This is a genomic window from Amycolatopsis japonica, from assembly GCF_000732925.1.
GTDB lineage: Bacteria > Actinomycetota > Actinomycetes > Mycobacteriales > Pseudonocardiaceae > Amycolatopsis > Amycolatopsis japonica.
Genome location: NZ_CP008953.1, coordinates 5,813,774 through 5,836,590 on the forward strand (window position 1 = coordinate 5,813,774; position 22,817 = coordinate 5,836,590).

Genomic DNA, 22,817 nt, shown 5'->3' on the forward strand with positions numbered 1-22,817 from the left:
GAACCTAGTGACGTGACGGAGGTCACGCGAGTCGATCTTCTGTATCGATTTTGATTCGGGCTTTCCCCTGGGTTACTGTGGCCACTGTCACGACCCAGCGACGTCAGCGTTGCCGTCCCGCGGACCACCACGACCAGTGATCCGGAGCCGGACAATGAGCACCGCCCCGAACGTCCACCCCATCATCGCCGAAGTCACCGAACGCGTCGCCGCCCGCAGCGCCGAAACCCGCGCCGCGTATCTCGAGCGCGTCGCCGCCGCCCACGAGGAAGGGCCGGTGCGGCGGGGCCTCGACTGCAGCAACCTCGCCCACGGCTTCGCCGCGATGGAAGGTGTCGACAAAGCGGCACTGCGCGCCTCGCGGGCGCCGGGCGTCGCGATCGTCTCGTCCTACAACGACATGCTTTCGGCGCACCAGCCGATGCAGGAGTACCCCGCGCTGCTGAAGGGCTCGGTCCGCCAGGCGGGCGGCGTCGCCCAGTTCGCCGGCGGCGTGCCCGCGATGTGCGACGGCGTCACCCAGGGCCGCCCGGGGATGGAGCTGTCGCTGTTCAGCCGCGAGGTGATCGCGATGTCGACCGCGATCGCGCTGTCCCACGACATGTTCGACGCGGCGCTGCTGCTCGGCGTCTGCGACAAGATCGTGCCCGGCCTGCTGATCGGGGCGCTGTCCTTCGGGCACCTCCCGACGATCCTCGTGCCCGCCGGGCCGATGAACTCCGGCCTGCCGAACAAGGAGAAGGCGCGCGTGCGCCAGCTCTACGCCGAGGGCAAGGCGACCCGCGAAGACCTGCTGGACGCCGAAGCGGCTTCGTACCACTCGGCGGGGACGTGCACCTTCTACGGCACGGCCAACTCGAACCAGATGGTCGTCGAGGTGATGGGCCTGCACCTGCCGGGCGCCAGCTTCGTGCAGCCGAACTCGCCGCTGCGGCGGGTGCTCACCGAAGAGGCCGGGCGTCGCGTCGTGAAACTCTCGCGCGGCGAGGAGTACACGCCGGTCTCGCGCGTGATCGACGAGAAGGCCGTCGTCAACGGCGTCATCGCGCTGCTCGCCACGGGCGGTTCGACCAATCACACGATGCACCTCGTCGCGATCGCCGCCGCCGCGGGCATCCAGCTGACCTGGGACGACTTCTCCGATCTGTCGTCGGTGATCCCGCTGCTGGCCCGCGTGTACCCGAACGGCAGCGCGGACATCAACCACTTCCACGCCGCCGGGGGCATCCAGTTCCTGGTCGGCACGTTGCTCGACGCGGGTCTGCTGCACGAGGACGTCCAGACCGTCGCCGGTCCGGGCCTGCACCGCTACCGGCAGGAGCCGATCCTTTCCGAGGGTGAACTGGTCTGGCGCGACGTCCCGACGCGCAGCCTCGACGAGGACGTCCTGCGCCCCGCGTGGCGGCCGTTCGCCGCCGACGGCGGGCTGCGGATGGTCGCGGGCAACCTCGGCCGCGCGGTGATCAAGGTGTCCGCGGTGGCACCGGAACACCGGATCGTGCAGGCCCCGGCGCGGGTCTTCACCGACCAGAAGTCCTTCAAGGACGCTTTCGAGGCCGGCGAGCTGGACCGCGACGTCGTCGTGGTCATCCGGCAGCAGGGTCCCCAGGCCAACGGCATGCCGGAACTGCACGGGCTCACCCCGGCGCTGGGGGTGCTGATGGACCGCGGGCACCAGGTGGCGTTGCTCACCGACGGCCGGATGTCGGGCGCGTCCGGCAAGATCCCCGCGGCGATCCAGGTGACCCCGGAAGCCGCCGCGGGCGGCCCGATCGCGCGGATCGCCGACGGCGACGTCGTCCGCCTCGACGCCAAGGCCGGGACGCTCGACGTCCTCGTGGGTGACGAAGAACTCGCCCGCCGTGAACTGGTGGACTCCCCGCCTTCGGAGGCATCCTGGACCGGCACCGGCCGGGAGCTGTTCGCGGCGCTGCGCCGCGCGGTCGGCCCCGCCGATCAGGGCGCGAGCGTGTTCGGACCGCTCACGCCGGAACACTTCGGCGCTCCGGCGCACACGTTGACCCCTGTGGAGGTAACCCAGTGACCACCGGCGCCGACCTGCTCGGTCTGTCCCCCGTGATGCCCGTCGTCGTGCTCGACGACGCCGCCGACGCCGTGCCCACCGCGCGGGCCCTGCTCGCGGGCGGGATCGGCGTGATCGAGCTGACCCTGCGCACCCCGGCGGCACTCGCCTCGATCGAGCGGATCGCCGCGGAGGTCCCGGAGATCGTCATCGGCGCCGGGACCGTCACGGCGCCCGAACACGCCAAGCAGGCGGCCGACGCAGGCGCGAAGTTCCTGGTGACCCCCGGCTGCACGGACGCCGTGCTGGACGCCGCGTTCGACACCGGCCTGCCGTTCCTGCCGGGCGCGAGCACGGTTTCGGAGGCGATGCGGCTCGCCGAACGCGGGCTGACCGCGCTGAAGTTCTTCCCCGCCGAGGCCAGTGGCGGCGTGGCGTACCTGAAGTCGATCGGCGGGCCGCTGCCCGGGCTGAAGTTCTGCCCGACCGGCGGGATCACCGTGAAGACCGCACCGGACTATCTCGCGCTGTCCAATGTGGGCTGTATCGGCGGTTCCTGGCTGACGCCGAAGGATGCCTTGGCCGCCAAGGACTTCGGGAAGATCGAGGCGTTCGCGGCGGAGGCCTCGAAGCTCTGATCCGACTCGGTGAGGGCCACTCGGGTGACGGGTGGCCCTCACTGCTTTCACAGTGGCAACTGGTACTGGATGAAGCCCCGGTTGACCGCGACCCGGTCGTACAGGCGGCGCGCCGTCGCGTTGGATTCCTTGGTGTGCCAGTAGACCCTGCCGCACTCGCGGGTGCGCGCCCAGTCCGCGACGGCCTCGATCAGCGCCCGCGCGACCCCCTTGCCGCGGGCTTCCGGCGCGGTGAACAGATCCTGCAGGTAACAGACGTCGGTGAGCGCGGAAGTGCTGGGGTGCACCAGGAAATGCACGATCCCGGCGAGCTCGCCGCCCACGTGGGCACCGAGCGCGTGCATCCGCTCCCCCGTTTGGAACTCGCGCCAAGCCCGGTCGTAGACCTCTTGCGGCGCAACACGTTCGTAGAAGGCGATGTACGCGCGGAACAGGCCTTCCCAGGCTTCGCGGTCTTCAGGCTTCAAGGGCTCGATGGTGATCATGTGCGTCCTCCCAGTGATCACCCGAGCCTAGGGTTTCCCCGCCGTCCCGCGTGTGGCCACTCACGCGGTAAAGCGGGCTGCCACTCCCGTCAGCTGACGGCTTGCTTCACCAGGGCGGCGATGCGCTGCTCCACATCGGGCGTGACGCCTGTCAGTGCGAAGGCGGTCGCCCACATCGCGCCGTCGTCCAGCTGAGCCGCGTCGTTGAAGCCGAGCGTCGCGTACCGCGTCTTGAACTTGGCCGCGGGCTGGAAGAAGCAGACGAGCTTGCCGTCCAGCGCGTAGGCGGGCTGGCCGTACCAGAGTTTCGGCGCGAGCATCGGGGCGTTGGCCTTCACGACGGTGTGGACCAGCTCCGCCAGCGCCCGGTCCTCATCGGACATCTCGGCGATCTTCGCGATCACGTCCTGTTCCGCGGCCGCCGCTTTGTCGGCCGCCGAGCTGCGACGCGCCGCCTTCTTCATGTCCTGGGCGTGTTCCTTCATCGCGGCCTTCTCTTCGGCCGAGAATCCTTCGTAGGTCGTGGTCATGGCGTTTTCTCCTTGGTAGGCGGCGAGCGGGGGCATCCGGAAGTGGCACATCAGGACTGGGCGGCGAGCGCCGAGGTCTCCCAGGCGAATCCGTCCGGGTCGGTGAACGGGGCGGCACCGCAGATCGCGATGCGGTGCGAGCCGGTGCCCTCGGGGGACACGCCGGCGTCCTTGGCCAGCGCCTTGCGCTTGTACAGCGCCAGCTTCACGGGGCTCGACCCGGCTTCGAACTCGACGTACACGCGGCCGAAGCTCTTCCCGACGGTGAGGCCGTGCTCGACGTAGAACTTCTTGCTCGCGGCCACATCGGCGACGCCCAGCAGGAGCACGATGGCGTCGATCTCGCGGGTGGCCGGCGCGGTGTTCTTCTTCGCCGAGGTGGCGATCTTCCAGATCGCGCCGTCCGGTGCCTGGACGGTTCCGCCGTAACCCCACATCGACTTCGCGGCGGGCTTGATCACGGTCGCCCCGGCGGCGACGGCGGCGTCGATGAGCGCGTCCGCGTTGGCGGGCTGGGAAACCGTGAGGGAAAGGGTGTAGCCGCGGAAGCCGGTGGAGGGCTCCTGCGACGCCCGGAAGCGAAGCTCGGGGCCGAGCCTGAAGGCGGTGGTGTAGAAGCGTTCGGCGGCCTCGGTGTCGGCCACTTCGAGGGTGATGGCGTCGATGAAGTTCATGCCGGTAACGCTATTTCGCGGCGGGCTTCCGGCGCTTCTCGATTCCTGATCGGTCGTATCGGCGCTGTTCAGAGGCTTGGCGGAGGGCGATCTGGGCCGTGCGGGTTCGCGTGACGGCAAGCTCGTGGTCACCGGGGTGCGCCCAGGCGGCACTTTCGCGTGACTGAGCGGACGGCGCGTGTGATCAGACGGACGACACACGTGATTGGACGGACGACACGCGCGTAGCCGGGATCTGTCCCGAGCCGTCCGTCTGGACACGTGTGTCGTCCGTCTGGTCACGCGAAACCGCCGGGAACGCAAAACACCGGCCGCGCGGGCAAGTGCCCGTACGGCCGGTGAGTGGCTGTGGTGCGGAAGCTCAGTCGAGGGTGGCGTCGTCCAGCAGTGCCGACTCGGCGCCGAACTCGCGGAGTTCGTCGCGGATCACGGTGTAGGCCAGCCCTTGGGGATAGCCCTTGCGGGCGAGGAAGCCCAGCAGGCGGCGGATCGCCGTCTGCTCGTCGACGTTGCCCAAGGAGCGCATGCGCTTCCGTACCAGCTCTCGGGCGCGCTGCTCCTCTGCCTCTCGGTCCACCTCTTCGGCGGCCTGGACGGCGATATCCCCATCGATTCCTTTGCGTTTGAGTTCGGCTACGAGGGCGGTCCGTGCCAGGCCCATGTTGGCATGGCGGGAACGCACCCACATCTCGGCGAACTCGGCGTCGTTGATGAGCCCTGCCTGGTCCAGCTTACCGAGCAGGGTCTCCGTCGTCTCCTCGTCGAAGCCCTTGCGTTTGAGGGCCTGACGCAGTTCCTCCGTGGAACGCGGGCGCGCGGCCAGGAGATCGAAGCAGATCTCCTTGGCCTTCTTCCTCCGCTCGTCCGGCGGCAGCTCCGCCGGATCCACTTTGGGCGCACGCATTCAGCTCTCACTCCAGTCGAAACGGTCGATCGGCGACTTCACCCCGTCGACGGGGCTCCGGAACTCAGAAGTCGACCGGCGCGGGGGCGGCTTCGGCGTCGACGGCGGCACCGATGCCGAGCTTCTCCTTGATGCGCTTCTCGATCTCGTTGGCGATGTCCGGGTTGTCCAGCAGGAACTTGCGGGCGTTCTCCTTGCCCTGGCCCAGCTGGTCGCCCTCGTAGGTGTACCAGGCGCCGGACTTGCGCAGGATGCCCTGGTCGACACCCATGTCGATCAACGAACCCTCGCGGGAGACACCCTTGCCGTAGAGGATGTCGAACTCGGCCTGCTTGAAGGGCGGCGCGACCTTGTTCTTCACGACCTTGACGCGGGTGCGGTTGCCGACGGGCTCGCCGCCGTCCTTCAGCGTCTCGATCCGGCGGACGTCCAGGCGGACCGACGCGTAGAACTTCAGCGCCTTACCACCGGTCGTGGTCTCCGGAGAGCCGAACATGACGCCGATCTTCTCGCGCAGCTGGTTGATGAAGATCGCGGTGGTGCCGGAGTTGTTCATCGCACCGGTCATCTTCCGCAGCGCCTGGCTCATCAGCCGGGCCTGCAGGCCGACGTGGTTGTCACCCATCTCGCCCTCGATCTCGGCGCGCGGCACGAGCGCGGCGACCGAGTCGATGACCAGGATGTCGAGCGCGCCGGAACGGATCAGCATGTCCGCGATCTCGAGCGCCTGCTCACCGGTGTCCGGCTGGGAGACCAGCAGCGCGTCGGTGTCGACGCCGAGCTTCTTGGCGTACTCCGGGTCCAGCGCGTGCTCCGCGTCGATGAACGCGGCGATGCCGCCGTTCTTCTGCGCGTTGGCGACCGCGTGCAGGGCGACGGTGGTCTTACCGGAGGACTCCGGACCGTAGATCTCGATGACCCGGCCGCGGGGCAGGCCGCCGATCCCGAGCGCGACGTCGAGTGCGATGGCACCGGTGGGGATGACCTCGATCGGCGCGCGGCCCTCTTCGCCGAGGCGCATGACCGAGCCCTTGCCGTACTGCTTGTCGATCTGGGCGAGGGCCAGTTCGAGCGCCTTGTCCTTGTCGGGTGCTGCTGGTGCCATGGAGTCCACCTCGTTGGTTGAGCCGGGTAGGGCTTGATTCAGTTCTGAGCTGTCGGGTCCGACGCTACGGGCGACCACCGACAATTCCAGGCCTCGCGCCCAAGCTGTGGATCGCTGACCCCGTTGTGGACAACACCATAGACGAACGTGTGTTCGAGGCCGTCTCCGACACGCCGTTGCGTTAGGGTTCTTGCCCGTTCTTCGAGGTCAGCGCCGCTCGGGTGGGACCTCGAAGGCGTCGCAGACCGCCCGCCAGACGTCCTTGGCCGAGGTTCCCGCGTCGAGGGCCTGTTCGACGGTCCGGCCCCCGAGTTCGCCGAAGACGTGATCCCTGGAGAGGGTTTCCGCACGTCCTGGACCGAATTCGTCGGCCATCAGCCGCCGGAAGACCGTGATACGCATCGGGCGGAGTCTAGCCCGGTCCGTGAAGGCCTCCTTGAGGGACTCTGGGTCCCTCAAGGAGGCCTTCACGGACTTGAGGATCGCGAAAAGGGGGCTATTCGCCCGGCTGGACGCTCTTCTCGAAGTAATCGGCCAGCTCACCCGGCGTCGGGGTCTGTCCTTCGGCGGGCACCTGGTAGATGAAGCCGACCAGCGGCCGGTCGGTCACGGTGAACACCAGCACGGCGGCGTTCCGCCCGGCGGCCGAGGAGTACTGGCCTTCCAGCGCGTTGCCGACCCATTTGGCCTCGGTGCGGTCCCCGCCGGCCGCTTTGAGCAGTCCGTCGGTGTAGGCCTTGAGCTTGTCCGCCGAGTCGCTCTGCAGATAGGTCACCTGGGTCCCGGCGCGGCCCGGGGCCGAGCAGGTCGACGTCACGCCGAGGTCTTCCGCCGGTTTCGCCGGCCCGTTGCCCATGCCGGGTTTGCAGTCCCCGGTGTCGGCGATCTTCCCCGCGAGCTGGCGAAGGCATCCGGTGAGGCCCTTGTCGTCGGCCGCGCCGGGCACCTTGCACTCGTCAGCCGTGTAGGTCGTCGACGAAGAGGACGTCAGGAAGAACGTGAGCCCGGCGGCGAGCAGCACGACCACGGCCACGATGGCTCCGATGACGAGCGGCTTCTTCTTGCTCGCGGGCGCCTTCTCGGCGGCGGTCTGCCCGGCGAGGGAGTACGTCGGGAAATTCGTCGGCGCGGGCTGCTGCGCCTGCTGCGGACCGCTGTTCGGATAACCTGACTGGGGGAAGCCCCCGGACTGTCCGGGCCCCCCGCCCGAGTAGCCGGGGATCGACGCGACCTGCTGCGGCGGCGCGTACGGTCCCGACGCGCCGGGGCCGACCTGATGCGCCCCGGTTCCCGCCGCGACCTGCCCTTCGACGCCCTGCGTACGCGAGCTGATGCCGTCGGAAGCGACGTGCTGGGCGCCGAGCGCCACCGCGGTCTCGGGCTGGTCGAGGCTGCCGGGGACGACGCCGAGCTTCTCCGCGATCAGGCTGCCGACCAGCGGGAGACGGCTCGAACCGCCGACGAGGTAGATACCGGCGAGCCGGTCGGGGGTCATACCCGCCGAGCGGACCACCCGCGACATCAGCTCGACACTGCGCAGCATCGACGGCCGCACCAGCGCTTCGAGTTCGCCTCGCGTGACAAGGACGTCCTCGAACGGCTCCGGCATCGGAACCTCGGTCTGCGGGTGCCGCGAAAGGGCTTCCTTCGCCGCCTTCACGTCCTCCTGCAGCGCGCGCCGCGTACGACGGTCCGGAGTGGACTCGGGCCGCAAAACCCGCTGCCAGCGCTGGGGATCCCGGTGCGAGACCTCGCGACCGACGTGCACCAGCAGCGCCTGGTCGACGTCGAGACCACCGAGGTCGGGAAGGCCGTCTTCGGCGACGACGGTGAAGCCGCCGTTCGGGGTCGCGCCGACGATCGCGACGTCGAAAGTGCCGGCACCGAGGTCGTACACGGCGAGCGCCTGCCCCGGCGCGAGCGTCTTGCCGGGGAACGACGCGAAATGCGCGGCCGCGGCGACCGGCTCGGGGACGAGCACGAGGTTGCCGCCCATCCCGGCGAGCCGGGCGGCGGACAGCAGCACGTTGCGGCGGGTCTGCCCCCACTGCGCGGGGTGGGTGAGCCGGACCTCGTCGGGCAGTTCGCCGCCGAGCTGGCGGGTGGTCTCGTCGAGGACGCGGCGCAGGATCGCGGCCAGCACCTCGGTGACCGGGATGACGTCCGTGCCCAGCAGCAGCGTCTGCTCGTCGATCCGGCGTTTGGGGTTGGGCTCGAAGCGGGTTGGGTCGAGCCGGGCCCGGCGTTCGGCGTCGCGGCCGACCATGATCGTGCCGTCCTCGGTGGCGAACACCGCGGACGGCATGTTGGCCGAACCGTCGACCTCGACCACCCGCGGCGGCCTCCCGTGCGCCGATAGGACGGCCACGGTGTTGGACGTCCCGAGGTCCACCGACAGGATCCGCACAGCTCATACCCCTTCAACAGACGAACGGCGGCCGCCCCAAGTACCGATCCGGCCGCGCTGGCCGTGATGCTCCCATGAGCGAGGTCACCGCACGTGCGGAACCCGCCGATCTCGTCCCGACCGGGTGCCTCGTCACAGCCCTCGGAGCGAAACTGTCGGTGGTCCGGCGCACTATGGAGGGCGTGGCAGACGTACTCGACCTCTTCTCCCCCGCGACCAGGGACTGGTTCACCGGGGCCTTCGCCGCGCCCACCCGCGCGCAGGAGGGGGCGTGGCGTGCCGCGCATGCGAAGGAACACGCGCTGGTCGTGGCCCCGACAGGCTCCGGTAAAACGCTGTCGGCCTTCCTCTGGGCACTGGACAGGCTGTCGGTCGAGCCGCCGCCGTCCGAGCCGCGGAAACGCTGCCGTGTCCTCTACGTCTCGCCGCTGAAGGCGCTGGCGGTCGACGTCCAGCGCAACCTGCGGGCACCGCTGGCGGGCATCTCGCAGGCGTCGCGGCGGCTGGGGCTGCCGGTGCCGGACATCGGCGTCGGCATGCGCACGGGTGACACCACGGCCGCCGAGCGGTGCTCGTTCGGCAAGACCCCGCCGGACGTGCTGGTCACCACACCGGAGTCGCTGTTCCTCATCCTCACCTCCTCCGCCCGCGATTCGCTGCGCGGCGTGGAGACGGTGATCATCGACGAGGTCCACGCGGTCGCGGGCGGCAAACGCGGCGCGCATCTGGCCTTGTCCCTGGAGCGGCTCGACGCCCTTCTCGAAAAGCCCGCCCAGCGGATCGGGCTGTCGGCGACGGTCCGGCCGATCGACGAGGTCGCCTCGTTCCTGGCCGGTGGCAGGCCGGTCACCATCGTCCAGCCGAAGCTCGCGAAGACGATCGAGGTCCGTGTCGAGGTCCCCGTCGAGGACATGTCCAATCTCGACGGTCCTCAGGGGCCCAAGCAGAACGAAGACCTCGACGCGGGCCTCGCGCGGTTGCCCGGCTCGCTGGAGGACATCGACGGCGCGCCGCGACGGCCGTCGATCTGGCCCGCGGTGGAGGAGCGGGTCCTCGAACTCATCCAGGCGCACCGGTCGACCATCGTGTTCGCCAACTCGCGGCGGCTCACCGAGCGGATGACGGCCCGGCTCAACGAACTCGTGGCGGAACAGAGCGAGCTGGAGCCGGATCAGCGGTATCCGGCCGAGGCGATCGGCCAGTCCGGGCTCACCACCGGCGCGGCCCCGGTGATCGCGCGGGCGCACCACGGCTCGATGTCGCGTGAGCAGCGCACGCATGTGGAAGAGGAGCTCAAGTCCGGGCGGCTGGCGTGTGTCGTGGCGACGTCCTCTTTGGAACTGGGCATCGACATGGGCGCGGTCGATCTCGTCGTGCAGATCGAGGCGCCGCCGACGGTCGCTTCGGGCCTGCAGCGGGTCGGCCGGGCCGGGCACCAGGTCGGCGCGGTGTCGAGCGGGGTGATGTTCCCGAAGTTCCGCGGCGACCTCGTCTCCTGCGCGGTGGTGGCGGAGCGGATGGCGTCCGGGGCGATCGAGGCGGTGCGATATCCGCGGAATCCGCTGGACGTGCTGGCGCAGCAGGTCGTGGCGATGGTGGCGCTCGAATCCTGGACGGTCGACGAACTCGCCGCGCTGGCCCGCCGCGCGGCACCGTTCGCGTCCCTGCCGGACGACGCGTTGCTGGCCGTGCTCGACATGCTCGCCGGCCGGTACCCCAGCGAGGAGTTCGGTGAGCTGCGCGCCCGGATCACCTGGGACAGGGTCAGCGGCGAGCTGCACGGTCGTCCGGGTTCGCAGCGGCTGGCGGTGACGTCGGGCGGCACGATCCCCGATCGCGGCCTGTTCACCGTGATGACGCCGGGCGGCGACGACAAACCCGGGTCGCGGGTGGGCGAGCTCGACGAGGAGATGGTCTACGAGTCCCGCGTCGGCGACACGATCCTGCTCGGCACCTCCTCCTGGCGGGTCACCGACATCACCCACGACCGGGTGATCGTGGTCCCCGCGCCGGGTGAGCCCGCCCGGATGCCGTTCTGGAAGGGCGACGCCCCGGGCCGTCCGCTGGAGCTGGGGCGGGCGCTGGGCGCGTTCGTCCGCGAACTGTCCACTTCGGAGCCCTCGGCGGCCAGGGAACGGGCCGCCGTCGCCGGGCTGGACGAGTACGCCTGCGACAACCTGCTGGCGTACCTGGAAGAGCAGAAGTCGGCCACCCGGCATGTGCCGAACGACAAAACCGTGCTCCTGGAACGGTTCCGCGACGAGCTGGGCGACTGGCGCGTCATCCTGCACTCGCCGTTCGGCGCGCAGGTCAACGCGCCGTGGGCGCTCGCGATCGCGGCCCGGCTGCGGGAGAACCGCGGGGTCGACGCCCAGGTGGCGCATTCCGACGACGGCATCGTGCTGCGGCTGCCCGAGGCGCTGGACATGGACGGCGCCGAGGTCACCATCGGGGTCGAAGACGTCTTGCTCGATCCGGAGGAGGTCGAGCAGCTGATCGTCGCCGAGGTCGGCGGCTCCGCGCTGTTCGCCGCACGGTTCCGGGAATGCGCGGCACGGTCGCTGCTGCTTCCCCGCCGGGATCCGCGCCGCCGCACCCCGCTGTGGCAGCAACGGCAGCGCGCGTCCCAGCTGCTTTCGGTCGCGGCCAAGTACGAGCGGTTCCCCGTCGTACTCGAAGCGATGCGGGAGGTCCTGCAGGACGTGTACGACGTCGGCGGGCTGCGCGAACTGATGACCGACGTCCGGTCCCGGAAGGTCAAGCTGGTCGAGGTCGAGACGCCGTCCGCGTCCCCGTTCGCGCGCAGCCTGCTCTTCGGCTACGTCGGGATGTTCCTGTACGAGACGGACGCTCCGCTCGCGGAACGGCGCGCGGCGGCGCTGGCGCTGGATTCGACGCTGCTGGCCGAGCTGCTCGGCACCGAGGCGATCCGGGAACTGCTGGACGCCGAGGTCGTCGCCGAGGTCGAGCGCTCCCTGCAGCGGCTCGACCCGGACAGGCACGCCCGCAACGCCGAGGAAGCCGCGGATCTGTTGCGGTTCCTCGGCGATCTCTCGATCGAGGAGGCCGCCGCGCGCGGGATCCAGCGGGAATGGCTGGAGGAGCTGGAAGCCGCACGACGGGTGATCCGGGTGCGTATCGGTGGCGGCGAGCGTTTCATCGCCATCGAGGACGCGGGCCGGGTGCGGGACGCGCTGGGCACCGCGCTGCCGGTCGGTGTGCCGGAGGCGTTCACCGAACCGGTCGAGGATCCGGTCGGAGACCTGCTTTCCCGCTATTCGCGAAGCCGTGGCCCGTTCAGCGCCCGCCAGGCCGCCGAGCGGTTCGGGCTCGGGACGGCCGTGGTCACCGGCGTGCTGGACAGGCTGACCACACAGGGCAGGCTGGTCCGGGGTGAGCTGAGCCCCGTCGGGCATCCCGAGACCCACGGCGTCGGCATCGAGTTCTGCGACGCGTCGGTGCTGCGCAGGCTCCGGCGGGCGTCGCTGGCCCGGCTGCGGGCCGAGGTCGAGCCGGTCGAACCGGCGGCACTGGGCCGGTTCCTGCCGTCGTGGCACGGTATCGGCGCGCGAGTGCGGTCGGCGCCGACGGCGGATGACGTGCTGTCCGTGGTCGAGCAACTGGCCGGAGCCCCGCTCCCCGCGAGCGCGGTCGAGTCCCTGATCCTGCCGAGCAGGCTGCCCGGCTACACCCCTTCGCTACTGGACGAGCTCACCACGGCGGGTGAGGTCACCTGGTGTGGTTGCGGTTCCCTGTCCGGCGGGGACGGCTGGCTGGCGCTCGCGCCCACGGACGTCGCCGATCTGCTGTTGCCGGATCTCGACGACGATCTGCCCTCCGGTCCGCTCCACGAAGCCATTCTGTCCACTTTGGAGGGCGGGGCGCAGTTCTTCCGGCAGCTGGTGGATCGCGCGTCGCCGTTGGTCGAGACCCCGCCCAACGACGGCGAAGTCGTGGCGGCACTGTGGGATCTCGTGTGGGCCGGGCTGGTCACCGGCGACACACTGGGCCCGTTGCGGGCACAGGTCTCCGGCTCCGGCGCGGCGCACAAACCACGGCGGCAGGCTCCTCGCGGCCGGTACGCGCGGCTTCGGGCCGGTCGTCCGGCGATGCCTTCGCGCACCGGACCGCCGACGGTCGCGGGACGCTGGGCCCTGACCCCTGATCGCGAACCGGATCCGACCAGGCGCGCGCACGCGCGGACCGAGGCATTCCTGGAGCGGCACGGCGTCCTCACCCGCGGAGCTCTCGACACCGAACGCGTCACGGGCGGTTTTTCCGGGATCTACAAGGTTTTGCGCGGGATGGAGGATTCGGGCCAGGTCGTCCGGGGATACGTGGTCGAAGGGCTCGGCGCGGCGCAGTTCGCGGCGAAGGGCGCCGTCGACAGGCTGCGCGCGCAATCCGGGAACCAGCGTACGACCACCGAAGGCGCCGTCGTGCTCGCCGCCGCCGATCCGGCCCAGCCCTACGGTGCCGCGTTGCCGTGGCCCGCCGCGACGGGCGACACGAAGCACCGCCCGGCAAGGAAAGCGGGCGCGCTGGCGGTGCTCGTGGACGGTATCCCGGCGATGTACGTGGAGCGAGGCGGCCGGTCGCTGCTGAGCTTCACCGAGGATCAGGAGACGTTGCGGTCGGCCGCGCGGGCGCTGTCCACGGCTGTGCGGGAGGGCTGGCTCGGCCAGCTCGCGGTGCAGAAGGCCGACGGCGAGGTGGCGCTCACGTCGGAGCTTTCGGCCGTCCTCCAGGAGGCGGGTTTCCGGGCGACTCCGAAGGGACTGCGCCTGCGGGCCTAGAATCACCGCTCAGAGCCTGTTGGCGGAGCTGAGATTTTTGTCCGGAAGGTGACCGTACGCCATCAGCACCCGCCGCGACCTGGAAGACCAGATTGCGCCCTGCCGACGCGATCGCGGACGCGGGTTCACCAACAGGCAGTCAGACCTGCGGAGAAGGACGTTCGAACATGGTGATGCGCGACCTGCGCTATTTCGGGGATCCCGTGCTCAAGACCGTATGCGACCCGGTCACGACATTCGACAAGAAGATCGAGTCGCTGGTGACCGATCTGATGGACGGGGTGAAACCGGCCGGGCGCGCGGGGCTGGCGGCGCCGCAGATCGGGGTCGGGCTGCGGGTGTTCAGCTACGACGTCGGCGGGCTGAGCGGATACGTGATCAACCCTGAGATCGTCGAGCTGTCCGAAGAGACACACGAGATCGGCGAGGGCTGCCTGTCGGTGCCGGAGCTGTGGTTCCCGGTGGTGCGCGCGAAGCACGCCGTTGTGCGCGGTGTCGACCTGCGCAACGAGCCCGTCGAGGTCGAAGGGGTCGACGTGCTCGCCCAGTGCCTGCAGCACGAGACCGATCACCTCGACGGCAAGCTGTACCTGGAGCGGCTCACTCCCGAGCGCAAGAAGCGCGCACTCGGCGAGGCCCGGGGCAAAGACTGGTTCTGGAACCGCTGACCTCCTCCCGCATTTCGTCCTCTGGATGCGGTGGTTGGTAAAGCGAACGACCGCATCCAGAGGACTAAACGCGGGGGTCGGGGAGCGTGAAGCTCAGGGTGCCGGAGTCTCCGGTGACGCGTTCGGGGCGGAGCCCCACGCGGACGGCGGTGCGGTACAGGGAATCGTCGCCGGGCAGGCAGACGGCGGTGAGCTCGCGCTCCCCCTTGGCCAGGGCGAGCGTGGCGAGCCGGGACAGCAAAGCCGTGCCGATGCCTTGGCGCTGCCAGGAATCCTCGACCAGGAGCGAGATTTCGGCCGCGCCGCCGTCGGCCGACGGGATCAGCTGACCGAGGCCGATCACGTCGCGGCCGCAGACCGCGAGCAGGCTGATCCCGCGCGGCGGCATCAGGAGCCGGTGCAGCCAGCGACGCGGTACGGCACGCATTCCGGTGTGATAGCGGTGGAAGAGCGTCGTCATCGAGCATCTCTGATGCAGCGCGGACACCGCTTCCGCGTCACCGGGGACACCCTTGCGCAGCACGACCGCGGCGCCGTCGGGCCGGTCGAGCACGATCGGGCCGGTCACGTTGTCGCGGACGGCGACGACCAGGCCGGTCAGCGCGACGGCGCGGCTCAATTCCAGTTCGACGAACGGCGACCACCGGCGGCGGGCGACGAACGCGGCGCCGTCCCCCGCGGGGAACACCGCCCGGTGCCCGCCTTCCGTGCGGGCCGGGTTCGACTCGATCGACGGAACCTTCGTGACGACGTCGGCCGCCAGGACGCCGCGGAGCACCTCCGCGAGTCCGTTGGGCTCCTCGACGGCACGTTTGGCCGCGGTGAGGGTCGCGGTGGCTGGATCGACCAGTTCCGCCAGATCCGCGTCGACGACGGCGGAGCATTCGCAGCCTTCGTCGCGGATCGCGTCGATGAGCAGCTGCCGCGGCAACCCGGTGGCCGGCCGCAGGACGATTTCGTCGAGCACGCCGCCGGGCACCGGCAGCACCGACAGCCCGAGGATGTTGCACTCGAGGTCGGCCAGCCGGATCGCGATCCTGGCCAGCGTGCCGGGCCGGTCGTCCACGCGGATCCGGACACGCCAGGCCGAAGCGGCCACCGTCTCTTCGCCGGGATGGACCAGGGCGGGCCGGGCTCGATAGGTCTCCATGACCTCAACGGTCCCGGCCGGTTGTTGCCTGCCCACGGCGCGGGTGTTTCGCTCAGGTCAGCGTTCGACGCCGCCGCGCAACCGGGGCGAAACACTCAGCGGGGCGTGAGCACGCTGAACTCGTTGCCCTCCGGATCCACCAGGGACACGGCGCCTCGGCTCGCCGTACCGCGCCCTAGCGCGCCCAGCCCCAGCAGGCGCCGGACTTCGGCCGCCCGGCTCCCGCCCGGCCCCGGCGCGATCTCGAAGCGCAGCCGGTTCCGCTCCACCTTGTCCTCTTTCGTGGCGAGGAACTCGACCCAGGGGCCGCGACCGTCCGGCGGCCGCAGGCCCACGATCGTCTCTTCCCGGACGCCGATCTCCCAGCCCAGCGCGGCCGCCCAGAACCGCGCGAGCCGCTCCGGATCGAGGGCGTCGACGACGACCGCCGCGAGCGCGCCGGTGCCCTCGTACTGCTCTCGATGCTCGAGGACACAGAACTCGTTGCCCTCCGGATCCGCTAGCACCACCCACGGCACCCGTTTCTCCTCCGGCGGGCCCTGGCCGATGTCGATGTGCCGTGCGCCGAGGGACAGCGCACGGTCCACCAGCTCGGCCTGGTGCCCGGGCGAACGGCTCGCCAGATCCAGATGCAGCCGGTTCTTGCGCCCTTTGGGCCGCGTTTCGGAACGAAACGCCGGCTCGAACGGCGCGTCCCAGCTGAACAGCCCTTCCCAGAAACCCGCCAGATCCCTGGGAAGGGCCGAATCGAAGACCAGGTTCACCAGATGTGCCACCACACCGTGAACCTAGACGGCACCACCGACACTTTCCTTGTCGTAGGTGAACCCGCGACCAACGGCGGCCGAGTAGGTTCACGTGTTCGGTCGCTCTACAGGCACATCTTCAGCTCCGTCGACCCGCTCTTGACCGGTTTGGCTTCCCCACCGACCGGTCATCGGGTCGCGAGCCGCAGAAGGGCCCAGAGTTGTCCCGCCATGTCCTGGTCTCCGCTGACCGTCACCGCCGTCGGACCCGCCCGGCCCCAGAGCCAGCGGTAGATCTTGTCCGGCTTCCCGGTGATCAGATCGTCCGCGCGCTGGGCTTCGTCGGCCGAGCACCGCCAGGCGACCGTCTCCGTGGGGCCGGCCCTGGCGATCCAGGTGTGGCCCGCGGTGCGGACACCGACGGATCCGGTCTTGGTGCCGGACAGCCCGAGCAACGGCAGCCGCTGCCCGAACCAGAGCACCAGCGCCTCGTCGATCCCGTCGACCGCCACGTCTTCGGGGATCTCCGACACGTCCCGGCCGGCCGCGCTCTCCGCGTCGATCCGGTGGATCGTCGTCTCGTGCGCCATCCGGCGCCGCCAGAACCCGTAACTGCGGTCCGCCGGCCACCAGGTCGGTGCCAGTTCGTCCGGATCGTGCGCGGACAGCTCGGCGACGAGCTCGTCCCGGCCCTCGCGGAAGTACTCATCCAGGGTCTGCCCCGGCCCTGGTTTGCGCTGCCAGTGCTCGGGACGCCGCCCGTCGGTGATCCAGCGGCGGGTGACCCGGTACACGCTGCCCACGTGCCGGAGGACCTCGCCGAGTGTCCAGCCGGGGCAGGTCGGGACCGGCGCGTCGGCGGACGCGGTGTGCGCCACCTGAGCCATCAGCTCGGTTTCGGCGCCGATCACCTCCAGGAACCTGCCCTGGTCGATCATGGCCTGCCCGGCCATCGGGCACCCCCTCTCCCCGGTGATTCAGGCGACATGCGCCGAATCACCCATCGGCAGCCCGTGCACCACCCGTCGCACCAGTTCCAGGAACACCGTGGCGGCCCGCGTCAGCTCGTCCGCCAGTTCGACGGTGACCTTGCCGGTGATACCCGCCTGCGCGGCGGCCCGCGTCGCCGAGTTGGCCGCGAAGAACGCCGCCCATTCCTTCAGCTCGGGCGCGACGGAGTCGAGCAGCACCCAGCCGCTCGCCGGGCGGGCACGGCCCCGGTGCGGACGGCCGCGGGCCTCCAGTACCGCCGCGGCGCCCCGCAGCGCGGCGAGATAGGCACCGATGAACCGCTCCGCGGGATCGTTTTCCCGCTCTGCTTCGGCGAGCCCCCGCCTCGCCTGTGCGTACAAGGAGACCGCCGCGGGTGGTGCCGGCGGGCGCAACGACATGGGCAGGGCGGGCTGCGCGGTGCCCCCCGGCCTCTCGGCTTCGTCGGGGGACACGACCGAAACGGACATGACGACCCTCCTCCTGTACGTGAGCGCCGGCCGGTGCCCGGCGCCGAGGCGCTTCCCCCGCCCCCGCGCCGGGCACCTACCGGTGCGCGCTCACCGAATGTCGAACGTCTGTTCGAACAACTCCAATGTAACCCTGAAGTGCTCATTTCTTCAACCCCGTAGCGGGGTGATCGCCGCATGTGGTGCGGGACACGGCATCGGCCACGTGATCTCATAGGCGTATGAGCACCATCGACCATCCCTCGGTGGCCAAGGTCGCGGCCGCGCTCGCCGAGGCGGGCCAGCAGGCCGCCGCGGACGGGATCCGGATCCTCCCCGCCGAAGTCCGCACGGCCGCCCAGGCCGCCGAAGCACTCGGTGTCGAGGTCGGCGCGATCGCGAACAGCCTCGTCTTCCGCAGCCGCACCGGCGACACCGAAACGGCCCTGCTCGCCCTGACCTCCGGCGCGCACCGCGCCGACACCGGTCTCCTCGCTTCGCTGACCGGCGCCGACGAGATCGGCAAGGCGGACGCGGATTTCGTCCGCGCGCACACCGGGCAGCCGATCGGCGGCGTCGCCCCGGTCGGTCACCCGAAGGCGTTGACCACCCTCGTCGACACCGCGTTACGCGCCCACGAAGTCGTCTGGGCGGCCGCCGGGCATCCGAAGTCGGTGTACCCCACGACGTTCGCCGGCCTCGTCGCGCTGACCGGGGGCACTCCCGCGGACGTCGCGGGCGACAGGCAGGATGGGCGCCCGTGACCGCGATGTCCTCGGAATGCACCCGCTACGTCCAGCTGTCCGCGGACGAGTTCCGCGCCCGGCTCCCCGAGGCGCTGACCATCTACGTCAACGCCATGCGCTACCCCGAAGGCACGGCGGAGCAACGCGCGCCGATGTGGCTCACGCACGCGCTGCGCGAAGGCTGGCGCTGCATGGCCGCGCTCGACGCGGACGGCGTCCTGCTCGGGCTCGCCTACGGCTACAAGGGCCGCGGCGGCCAGTGGTGGCACGAACAGGTCCGCCACGGCCTGACCCGTCGCGAGGGCCAGGCCGCCGCCGAGCACTGGATGTCCGACTACTTCGAGCTCACCGAGATCCACGTCAGCCCCGAAAGCCAGGGGAAACGGATCGGCGAAGACCTCCTGCGACGGCTGCTCGACGGCGTGCCCAGCGCCCACGTCCTCCTTTCCACGCCGGAAGGCACCAGCCGGGCCTGGAACCTGTACCGGCGCGTCGGATTCGTCGATGTGCTGCGGGACTACCACTTCGCCGGGGATCCGCGGCCCTTCGCGATCCTCGGCCGGACGCTGCCGCTCTAGGGTTTCGTGTAGGCGACCGCGAGCGCGGCGATGAGTACCACCGCGCCGCACCAGCCCACGGCGCCGAGCCGTTCCCCGAGCACGGCCATGGACAGCAGCGCGGCGGTCAGCGGTTCGAGCAGCGCGGACAACGCGGCCAGGACCGGATGCGCGCTTTCGAGGCCGCGGAAGTACGCGGCGTACGCCAGCGCCGTGGGCACGACGCCGAAGTAGACGACGAGCGCGAGCACGTCGGCCTGAAACGGCACGGCCATCCCGAACCACAACGCGGCGGGAGTGAGCGCGGCGCCGCCGATCAGGCAGCCGAAAGCCGTGGTGGGCAAGGGATCCAGCCCCTCGACCCGGGTCGCGGTCACGAGTGTCAGCGCGGCGAACCCGGCCGCGGCGAGCAGGGCGAACAAGACACCGGCGACGTCGGCTTCCTGCCCTGGCGTCCATTGCAGCAGCGCGAGCCCGGCGAGCGACCCGGCCAGGGACACGGCCGTCCACGCTCCGGGCAGGCGGCGGGTTTTGACGACCGTCGCGACGGCGAGCAGCACCGGCGCGCTGCCGATGGTGGTCATCGTCGCGACGCTCACGGAACTCAGCGAGACCGAGGCGAAGTAGCTGGTCTGGAAGAGCGCGAACAACCCGCCGACCGCCAGGAGGCGGCGACGGGCCTGTGGCGTGCGGGGAAGGCCGCGAAGGCCTCCGGTGAGCCAGAGGTAGCCGGTGGCGATCACACCGCCGATGAGCAGCCGGTACGCGGCGACGCTCAGCGGATGGAGCCCCGCCCGGGAGGCGAGCAGGGATCCGGCGAGGCCGCCGGTCCCCCAGAGGACCCCGGCGAGGACGAGCGCGGCCGACGATCGGGCACGCGTGGGTACGGCAACGGACATGGGGAAACGCTCCTGCGTCTGTGTCTGTCGGAAAGGACGTCGACGACGCGGGGTGCTTCAGTGCAGCACGGATCGGCCGGGCGGCGGGAACGCCGCGCGGCCGGAGACACCCCGCTCAGGAAGCGGGGGGTGGGGTGACGAGAAAGATCCGGTGCACGAGAGGGAACGTATCAAGGCCGCGGTATCGGGGGCACGTGAATTGCGGCACGCGGAGGCCCCCTCCGGATGCAAGGAACGGTCCTTTCCTTGCGAAATTTGCAAGGAAAGGACCGTTCCTGGCACGGGCGGGCGAGAGCGGCGGGTCAGTCGAGAGCGGCCAGCATCTCCCGCAGCGTGTCGAGCCCCATCCCGCCGAGCGCCAGCGCCCGCGTGTGGAACTGCTTGATGTCGAACGCGTCGCCCTGCCGCGCGCGGGCCTCCTCGCGGGCGGTGAGCCAGAGCCGTTCGCCGAGCTTGTACGACGGCGCCTGCCCCGGCCAGCCCAGGTAGCGGTCGATCTCGTCGTGCACGTGGGCCGGGTCGGTGACGGTCCGGGTGAGCATGAACTCCAGGCCCAGCTCGGGCGTCCACCGCTCGCCCTCGTGGAAACCGGTGCCCGCCGGGATCTCCAGTTCCAGGTGCATGCCGATGTCGACGATCACCCGCGCGGCGCGGAACAGCTGCTCGGACAGCATGCCGAACAGTTCGCCGTCGTCGGCGAGGAACCCGAGGTCCTCCATGAGCCGCTCGGAGTACAGCGCCCAGCCCTCGGCGTGCCCGGAGGTGAACGCGAGCAGCCGCTGGTACTTGTTCAGCGACTCCGACTGGTCGACCGCGGTCGCGATCTGCAGGTGGTGACCCGGCGCGCCCTCGTGGTAGACGGTGCTGACCTCGCGCCAGGTGGTGAACTCGTCCCGGCCCTGCGGCAGCGACCACCACATGCGGCCGGGGCGGGAGAAGTCCTCGCTCGGGCCGGTGTAGTACGCGCCGACGGTGCCGCCCGGCGGGGCGATCTTGCACTCCAGCGCCATCACCCGGTCGGAGATGTCGAAGTGCTTGCCGCGCAACGACTTCAACGCGTTGTCGGACAGGTTCTGCATCCAGGCCTGGAATTCCGCCCGGCCACGCACGGTGTACTTGGGGTCGGCGTCGAGGGCGGCGGCCGCCTCGGCGAGGGTGGCGCCGGGCTTGATCCGGCCGGCGACCTCGCGCATCTCGGTTTCGAGGCGGGTGAACTCGGCCCAGCCCCAGGCGTAGGCCTCGTCCAGGTCGAGGGTGGCGCCGGTGAACACCCGGGACCACAGCTGGTAGACCTCGGCGCCGACGGCGTCCTTGACCGGCGCCAGCGGGGCGAGCTCGGCGCGGAGGAAACCGGCGAACTCCGCGTACGCCTCCTGGGCGGCGTGAGCGGCCTGGCCGAGTTCGGCGCGGAGCTTCTCGTCGACGTCTTTCGCGCCGGAGGCGAGGGTCTCGAAGAAACCGGTCTCGTCCTTCAGCCCGGCCCAGGTTTCGGCCTGTTCGGCGACCTTGCCGACCTGCCGCAACGCCGCCACCCGGCCCGCGTCGGCGGACGCGAGCAGCGACGTACGGAGACCGTCGAGCGCTTCGGGCACCCTCGCCATCCGGGCGGCGATCGTCGCCCAGTCCTGCGCGGTCTCGGTGGGCATGAAGTCGAAGACCATGCGCAGTTCCTGCACCGGGCTTTCGATCACGTTCAGCGCCGCGATGTCGAGACCGGCTTCGTGGATCTCGAGGTTCAGCGCGATCCGCTCGCTGAACACGGCCTTGGCCGCGCGTTCACCGTCGTCGACCGGTTCGGCCGCGGCGATGTCGGCCAGTGCGCGCGCGGCGATCGCGGCCCTGGCCGCGTGCCCGGCGGGCGAATAGTCGGTCAGCTGGTCGTCGTATCCGGAGATTCCGAACGTCGTCGCGGCGACCGGGTCGGCCGCGGCGTACTCGTCGACGTACCGGTCACAGATCTCGTGCACACTTCGCGCGGTTGAAGCCATGACCGGCACGCTACCGGGATCGCGGGCGACTTCGGTACGGAGTTACGCCCGCGCGGGGACCAACCCGAGCCTGCTGACCACCTCACGCGTGGCCTTGGACCGGTTGAACGTATAGAAGTGCAGGTCGGGGACGCCTTCGGCGATGAGCCGCTCGCCCAGCTCGGTCACCGCGTCGATACCCGCGGCGCGGAAGGCCTTCGGGTCGTCGGCCAGCGGCTCCAGCCGGTCCAGCAGCCGCCGCGGCGCGGGCGCGCCGGACAGCTTGATGGACGTGTGCAGCGTCCGCGGCGTGGTCAGCGGCATGATGCCGGGGATGACCAGTGCCTCGCAGCCGGTGGCCGCCACCCGGTCACGCAGGCGGAGGAAGTCCTCCGGTTCGAAGAACAGCTGCGCGATCGCGAAATCCGCGCCCGCGCGCAGCTTGCGCACGAGGTATTCGGTGTCGGCTTCGAGGTCGGCCGAGCGAGGGTGGCCATACGGGAAGGCCGAGACTCCGACGCAGAAGTCGCCGAGAGAACGCACCAGTTCGACGAGTTCCTCGGCGTAGTTCAGCCCGTCCGGATGCGGGACCCAGTCGCCGTAGACATCGCCCGGCGGGTCGCCCCGCAGCGCGAGGATGTTCCGCACGCCGACGGCGGCGTACCAGCCGATGACGTTGCGCAGTTCCGCGACCGAGTGGTTCACGGCGGTGAGGTGCGCCATCGGCACCAGCGTGGTTTCGGTCGCGACGCGGGCGATGCTGCGGATCGTGCCGTCCCGGCTGGAGCCGCCCGCGCCGTAGGTGATCGACATGTATGCCGGGTCCAGCGGCTCGAGTTCCCGGATCGACTTCCATAGAACGGCCTCGTCGGCCGCGTCCCGGGGCGGGAAGAACTCGATGGAGAACACGGGTCCATCACCCTGCAACCGCTCGACCACCGACGTCATACGGCCCATGTTAAGGGGGAATGTCCGCTGGCTGGGAGCCCCCTCTCAGGCTATGGACGGGCGACTTCGGCCACGTACGAGCGGTTGCCGACGGGGGCCGACCTGGGGAGACTCGGAGACGAGCACAGGGAGCCG

20 protein-coding genes are annotated in these 22,817 nt (G+C 70.4%); 6 read left to right on the forward strand and 14 right to left on the reverse strand.

Annotated features, from left to right (window positions below; translation table 11 throughout):
- The first annotated feature begins 154 nt into the window (after positions 1–154).
- Both edd and eda read left to right on the forward strand, forming a co-directional pair.
- Positions 155–2,044: a phosphogluconate dehydratase gene (edd, locus tag AJAP_RS26820; RefSeq protein ID WP_038516354.1), complete on the forward strand. Its 1,890-nt coding sequence runs from the start codon at positions 155–157 to the stop codon at positions 2,042–2,044.
- On the forward strand, positions 2,041–2,661 hold the full coding sequence (gene eda / locus AJAP_RS26825) for a bifunctional 4-hydroxy-2-oxoglutarate aldolase/2-dehydro-3-deoxy-phosphogluconate aldolase (RefSeq protein ID WP_016332712.1): 621 nt from the start codon (positions 2,041–2,043) through the stop codon (positions 2,659–2,661). The genes edd and eda overlap by 4 nt, the downstream gene beginning before the upstream one ends.
- 47 nt (positions 2,662–2,708) lie before the next feature.
- Here eda and AJAP_RS26830 read toward each other — a convergent pair whose 3' ends face one another.
- The 7 genes from AJAP_RS26830 to AJAP_RS26860 form a co-directional block, all read right to left on the reverse strand.
- Positions 2,709–3,146 carry a GNAT family N-acetyltransferase gene (locus AJAP_RS26830; RefSeq protein WP_038516356.1) on the reverse strand — a complete coding sequence of 146 codons (438 nt, stop codon included), beginning with the start codon at positions 3,144–3,146 and terminating at the stop codon, positions 2,709–2,711.
- An 89-nt stretch (positions 3,147–3,235) separates the two neighbouring features.
- Complete coding sequence (locus AJAP_RS26835; protein ID WP_037343247.1) at positions 3,236–3,676, reverse strand: iron chaperone; 441 nt, start codon at positions 3,674–3,676, stop codon at positions 3,236–3,238.
- Positions 3,677–3,726: 50 nt separating this feature from the next.
- Positions 3,727–4,350 carry a VOC family protein gene (locus AJAP_RS26840; RefSeq protein WP_038516359.1) on the reverse strand — a complete coding sequence of 208 codons (624 nt, stop codon included), beginning with the start codon at positions 4,348–4,350 and terminating at the stop codon, positions 3,727–3,729.
- 361 nt (positions 4,351–4,711) lie between these two features.
- Positions 4,712–5,239, reverse strand: a complete 528-nt coding sequence (locus AJAP_RS26845) for a regulatory protein RecX (RefSeq protein ID WP_125737904.1) — start codon at positions 5,237–5,239, stop codon at positions 4,712–4,714.
- Positions 5,240–5,318: 79 nt separating this feature from the next.
- A complete protein-coding gene (recA, locus tag AJAP_RS26850) occupies positions 5,319–6,359 on the reverse strand; it encodes a recombinase RecA (protein WP_005164741.1) in 1,041 nt (346 codons plus the stop codon).
- Positions 6,360–6,566: 207 nt separating this feature from the next.
- A complete protein-coding gene (locus AJAP_RS26855; RefSeq protein WP_038516362.1) occupies positions 6,567–6,761 on the reverse strand; it encodes a DUF3046 domain-containing protein in 195 nt (64 codons plus the stop codon).
- Positions 6,762–6,855: 94 nt separating this feature from the next.
- Positions 6,856–8,766: an Hsp70 family protein gene (locus tag AJAP_RS26860; RefSeq protein ID WP_038516365.1), complete on the reverse strand. Its 1,911-nt coding sequence runs from the start codon at positions 8,764–8,766 to the stop codon at positions 6,856–6,858.
- A gap of 173 nt (positions 8,767–8,939) precedes the next feature.
- Between AJAP_RS26860 and AJAP_RS26865 the strand changes: the two genes are divergently transcribed.
- A complete protein-coding gene (locus tag AJAP_RS26865; protein ID WP_174492107.1) occupies positions 8,940–13,562 on the forward strand; it encodes an ATP-dependent helicase in 4,623 nt (1,540 codons plus the stop codon).
- 167 nt (positions 13,563–13,729) lie between these two features.
- Positions 13,730–14,230, forward strand: coding sequence for a peptide deformylase (gene def / locus AJAP_RS26870; RefSeq protein WP_037343240.1), 501 nt, complete (start codon positions 13,730–13,732; stop codon positions 14,228–14,230).
- A gap of 64 nt (positions 14,231–14,294) precedes the next feature.
- On the opposite strand, the gene AJAP_RS26875 is transcribed toward def, so the two are convergent.
- From AJAP_RS26875 to AJAP_RS26890, 4 genes are all read right to left on the reverse strand, one after another.
- The gene (locus AJAP_RS26875; protein WP_038516368.1) at positions 14,295–15,380 is read right to left on the reverse strand and encodes a GNAT family N-acetyltransferase; all 1,086 of its coding nucleotides are present in this window, start codon (positions 15,378–15,380) and stop codon (positions 14,295–14,297) included.
- Positions 15,381–15,475: 95 nt separating this feature from the next.
- The gene (locus AJAP_RS26880; protein WP_038516371.1) at positions 15,476–16,159 is read right to left on the reverse strand and encodes a VOC family protein; all 684 of its coding nucleotides are present in this window, start codon (positions 16,157–16,159) and stop codon (positions 15,476–15,478) included.
- A gap of 155 nt (positions 16,160–16,314) precedes the next feature.
- Complete coding sequence (locus AJAP_RS26885; protein ID WP_038516374.1) at positions 16,315–17,079, reverse strand: maleylpyruvate isomerase family mycothiol-dependent enzyme; 765 nt, start codon at positions 17,077–17,079, stop codon at positions 16,315–16,317.
- Between the two features lie 24 nt (positions 17,080–17,103).
- Positions 17,104–17,586, reverse strand: coding sequence for an SAV_6107 family HEPN domain-containing protein (locus tag AJAP_RS26890; RefSeq protein ID WP_007029300.1), 483 nt, complete (start codon positions 17,584–17,586; stop codon positions 17,104–17,106).
- Between the two features lie 221 nt (positions 17,587–17,807).
- Here AJAP_RS26890 and AJAP_RS26895 point away from each other — a divergent pair, with 221 nt between their 5' ends.
- Both AJAP_RS26895 and AJAP_RS26900 read left to right on the forward strand, forming a co-directional pair.
- Complete coding sequence (locus AJAP_RS26895) at positions 17,808–18,329, forward strand: YbaK/EbsC family protein (protein ID WP_038516377.1); 522 nt, start codon at positions 17,808–17,810, stop codon at positions 18,327–18,329.
- Positions 18,326–18,889 (forward strand): GNAT family N-acetyltransferase, encoded by a 564-nt coding sequence (locus AJAP_RS26900; protein ID WP_016332697.1) that lies wholly within the window; start codon positions 18,326–18,328, stop codon positions 18,887–18,889. Before AJAP_RS26895 ends, AJAP_RS26900 begins: the two co-directional genes overlap by 4 nt.
- Here AJAP_RS26900 and AJAP_RS26905 read toward each other — a convergent pair.
- The 3 genes from AJAP_RS26905 to AJAP_RS26915 form a co-directional block, all read right to left on the reverse strand.
- Positions 18,886–19,767: a DMT family transporter gene (locus tag AJAP_RS26905; protein WP_038516381.1), complete on the reverse strand. Its 882-nt coding sequence runs from the start codon at positions 19,765–19,767 to the stop codon at positions 18,886–18,888. The genes AJAP_RS26900 and AJAP_RS26905 overlap by 4 nt on opposite strands.
- A 302-nt stretch (positions 19,768–20,069) precedes the next feature.
- Positions 20,070–21,755 (reverse strand): DUF885 domain-containing protein, encoded by a 1,686-nt coding sequence (locus AJAP_RS26910; protein WP_038516384.1) that lies wholly within the window; start codon positions 21,753–21,755, stop codon positions 20,070–20,072.
- A 42-nt stretch (positions 21,756–21,797) separates the two neighbouring features.
- A complete protein-coding gene (locus tag AJAP_RS26915; protein WP_038516386.1) occupies positions 21,798–22,682 on the reverse strand; it encodes a methylenetetrahydrofolate reductase in 885 nt (294 codons plus the stop codon).
- Positions 22,683–22,817: the final 135 nt, after the last annotated feature.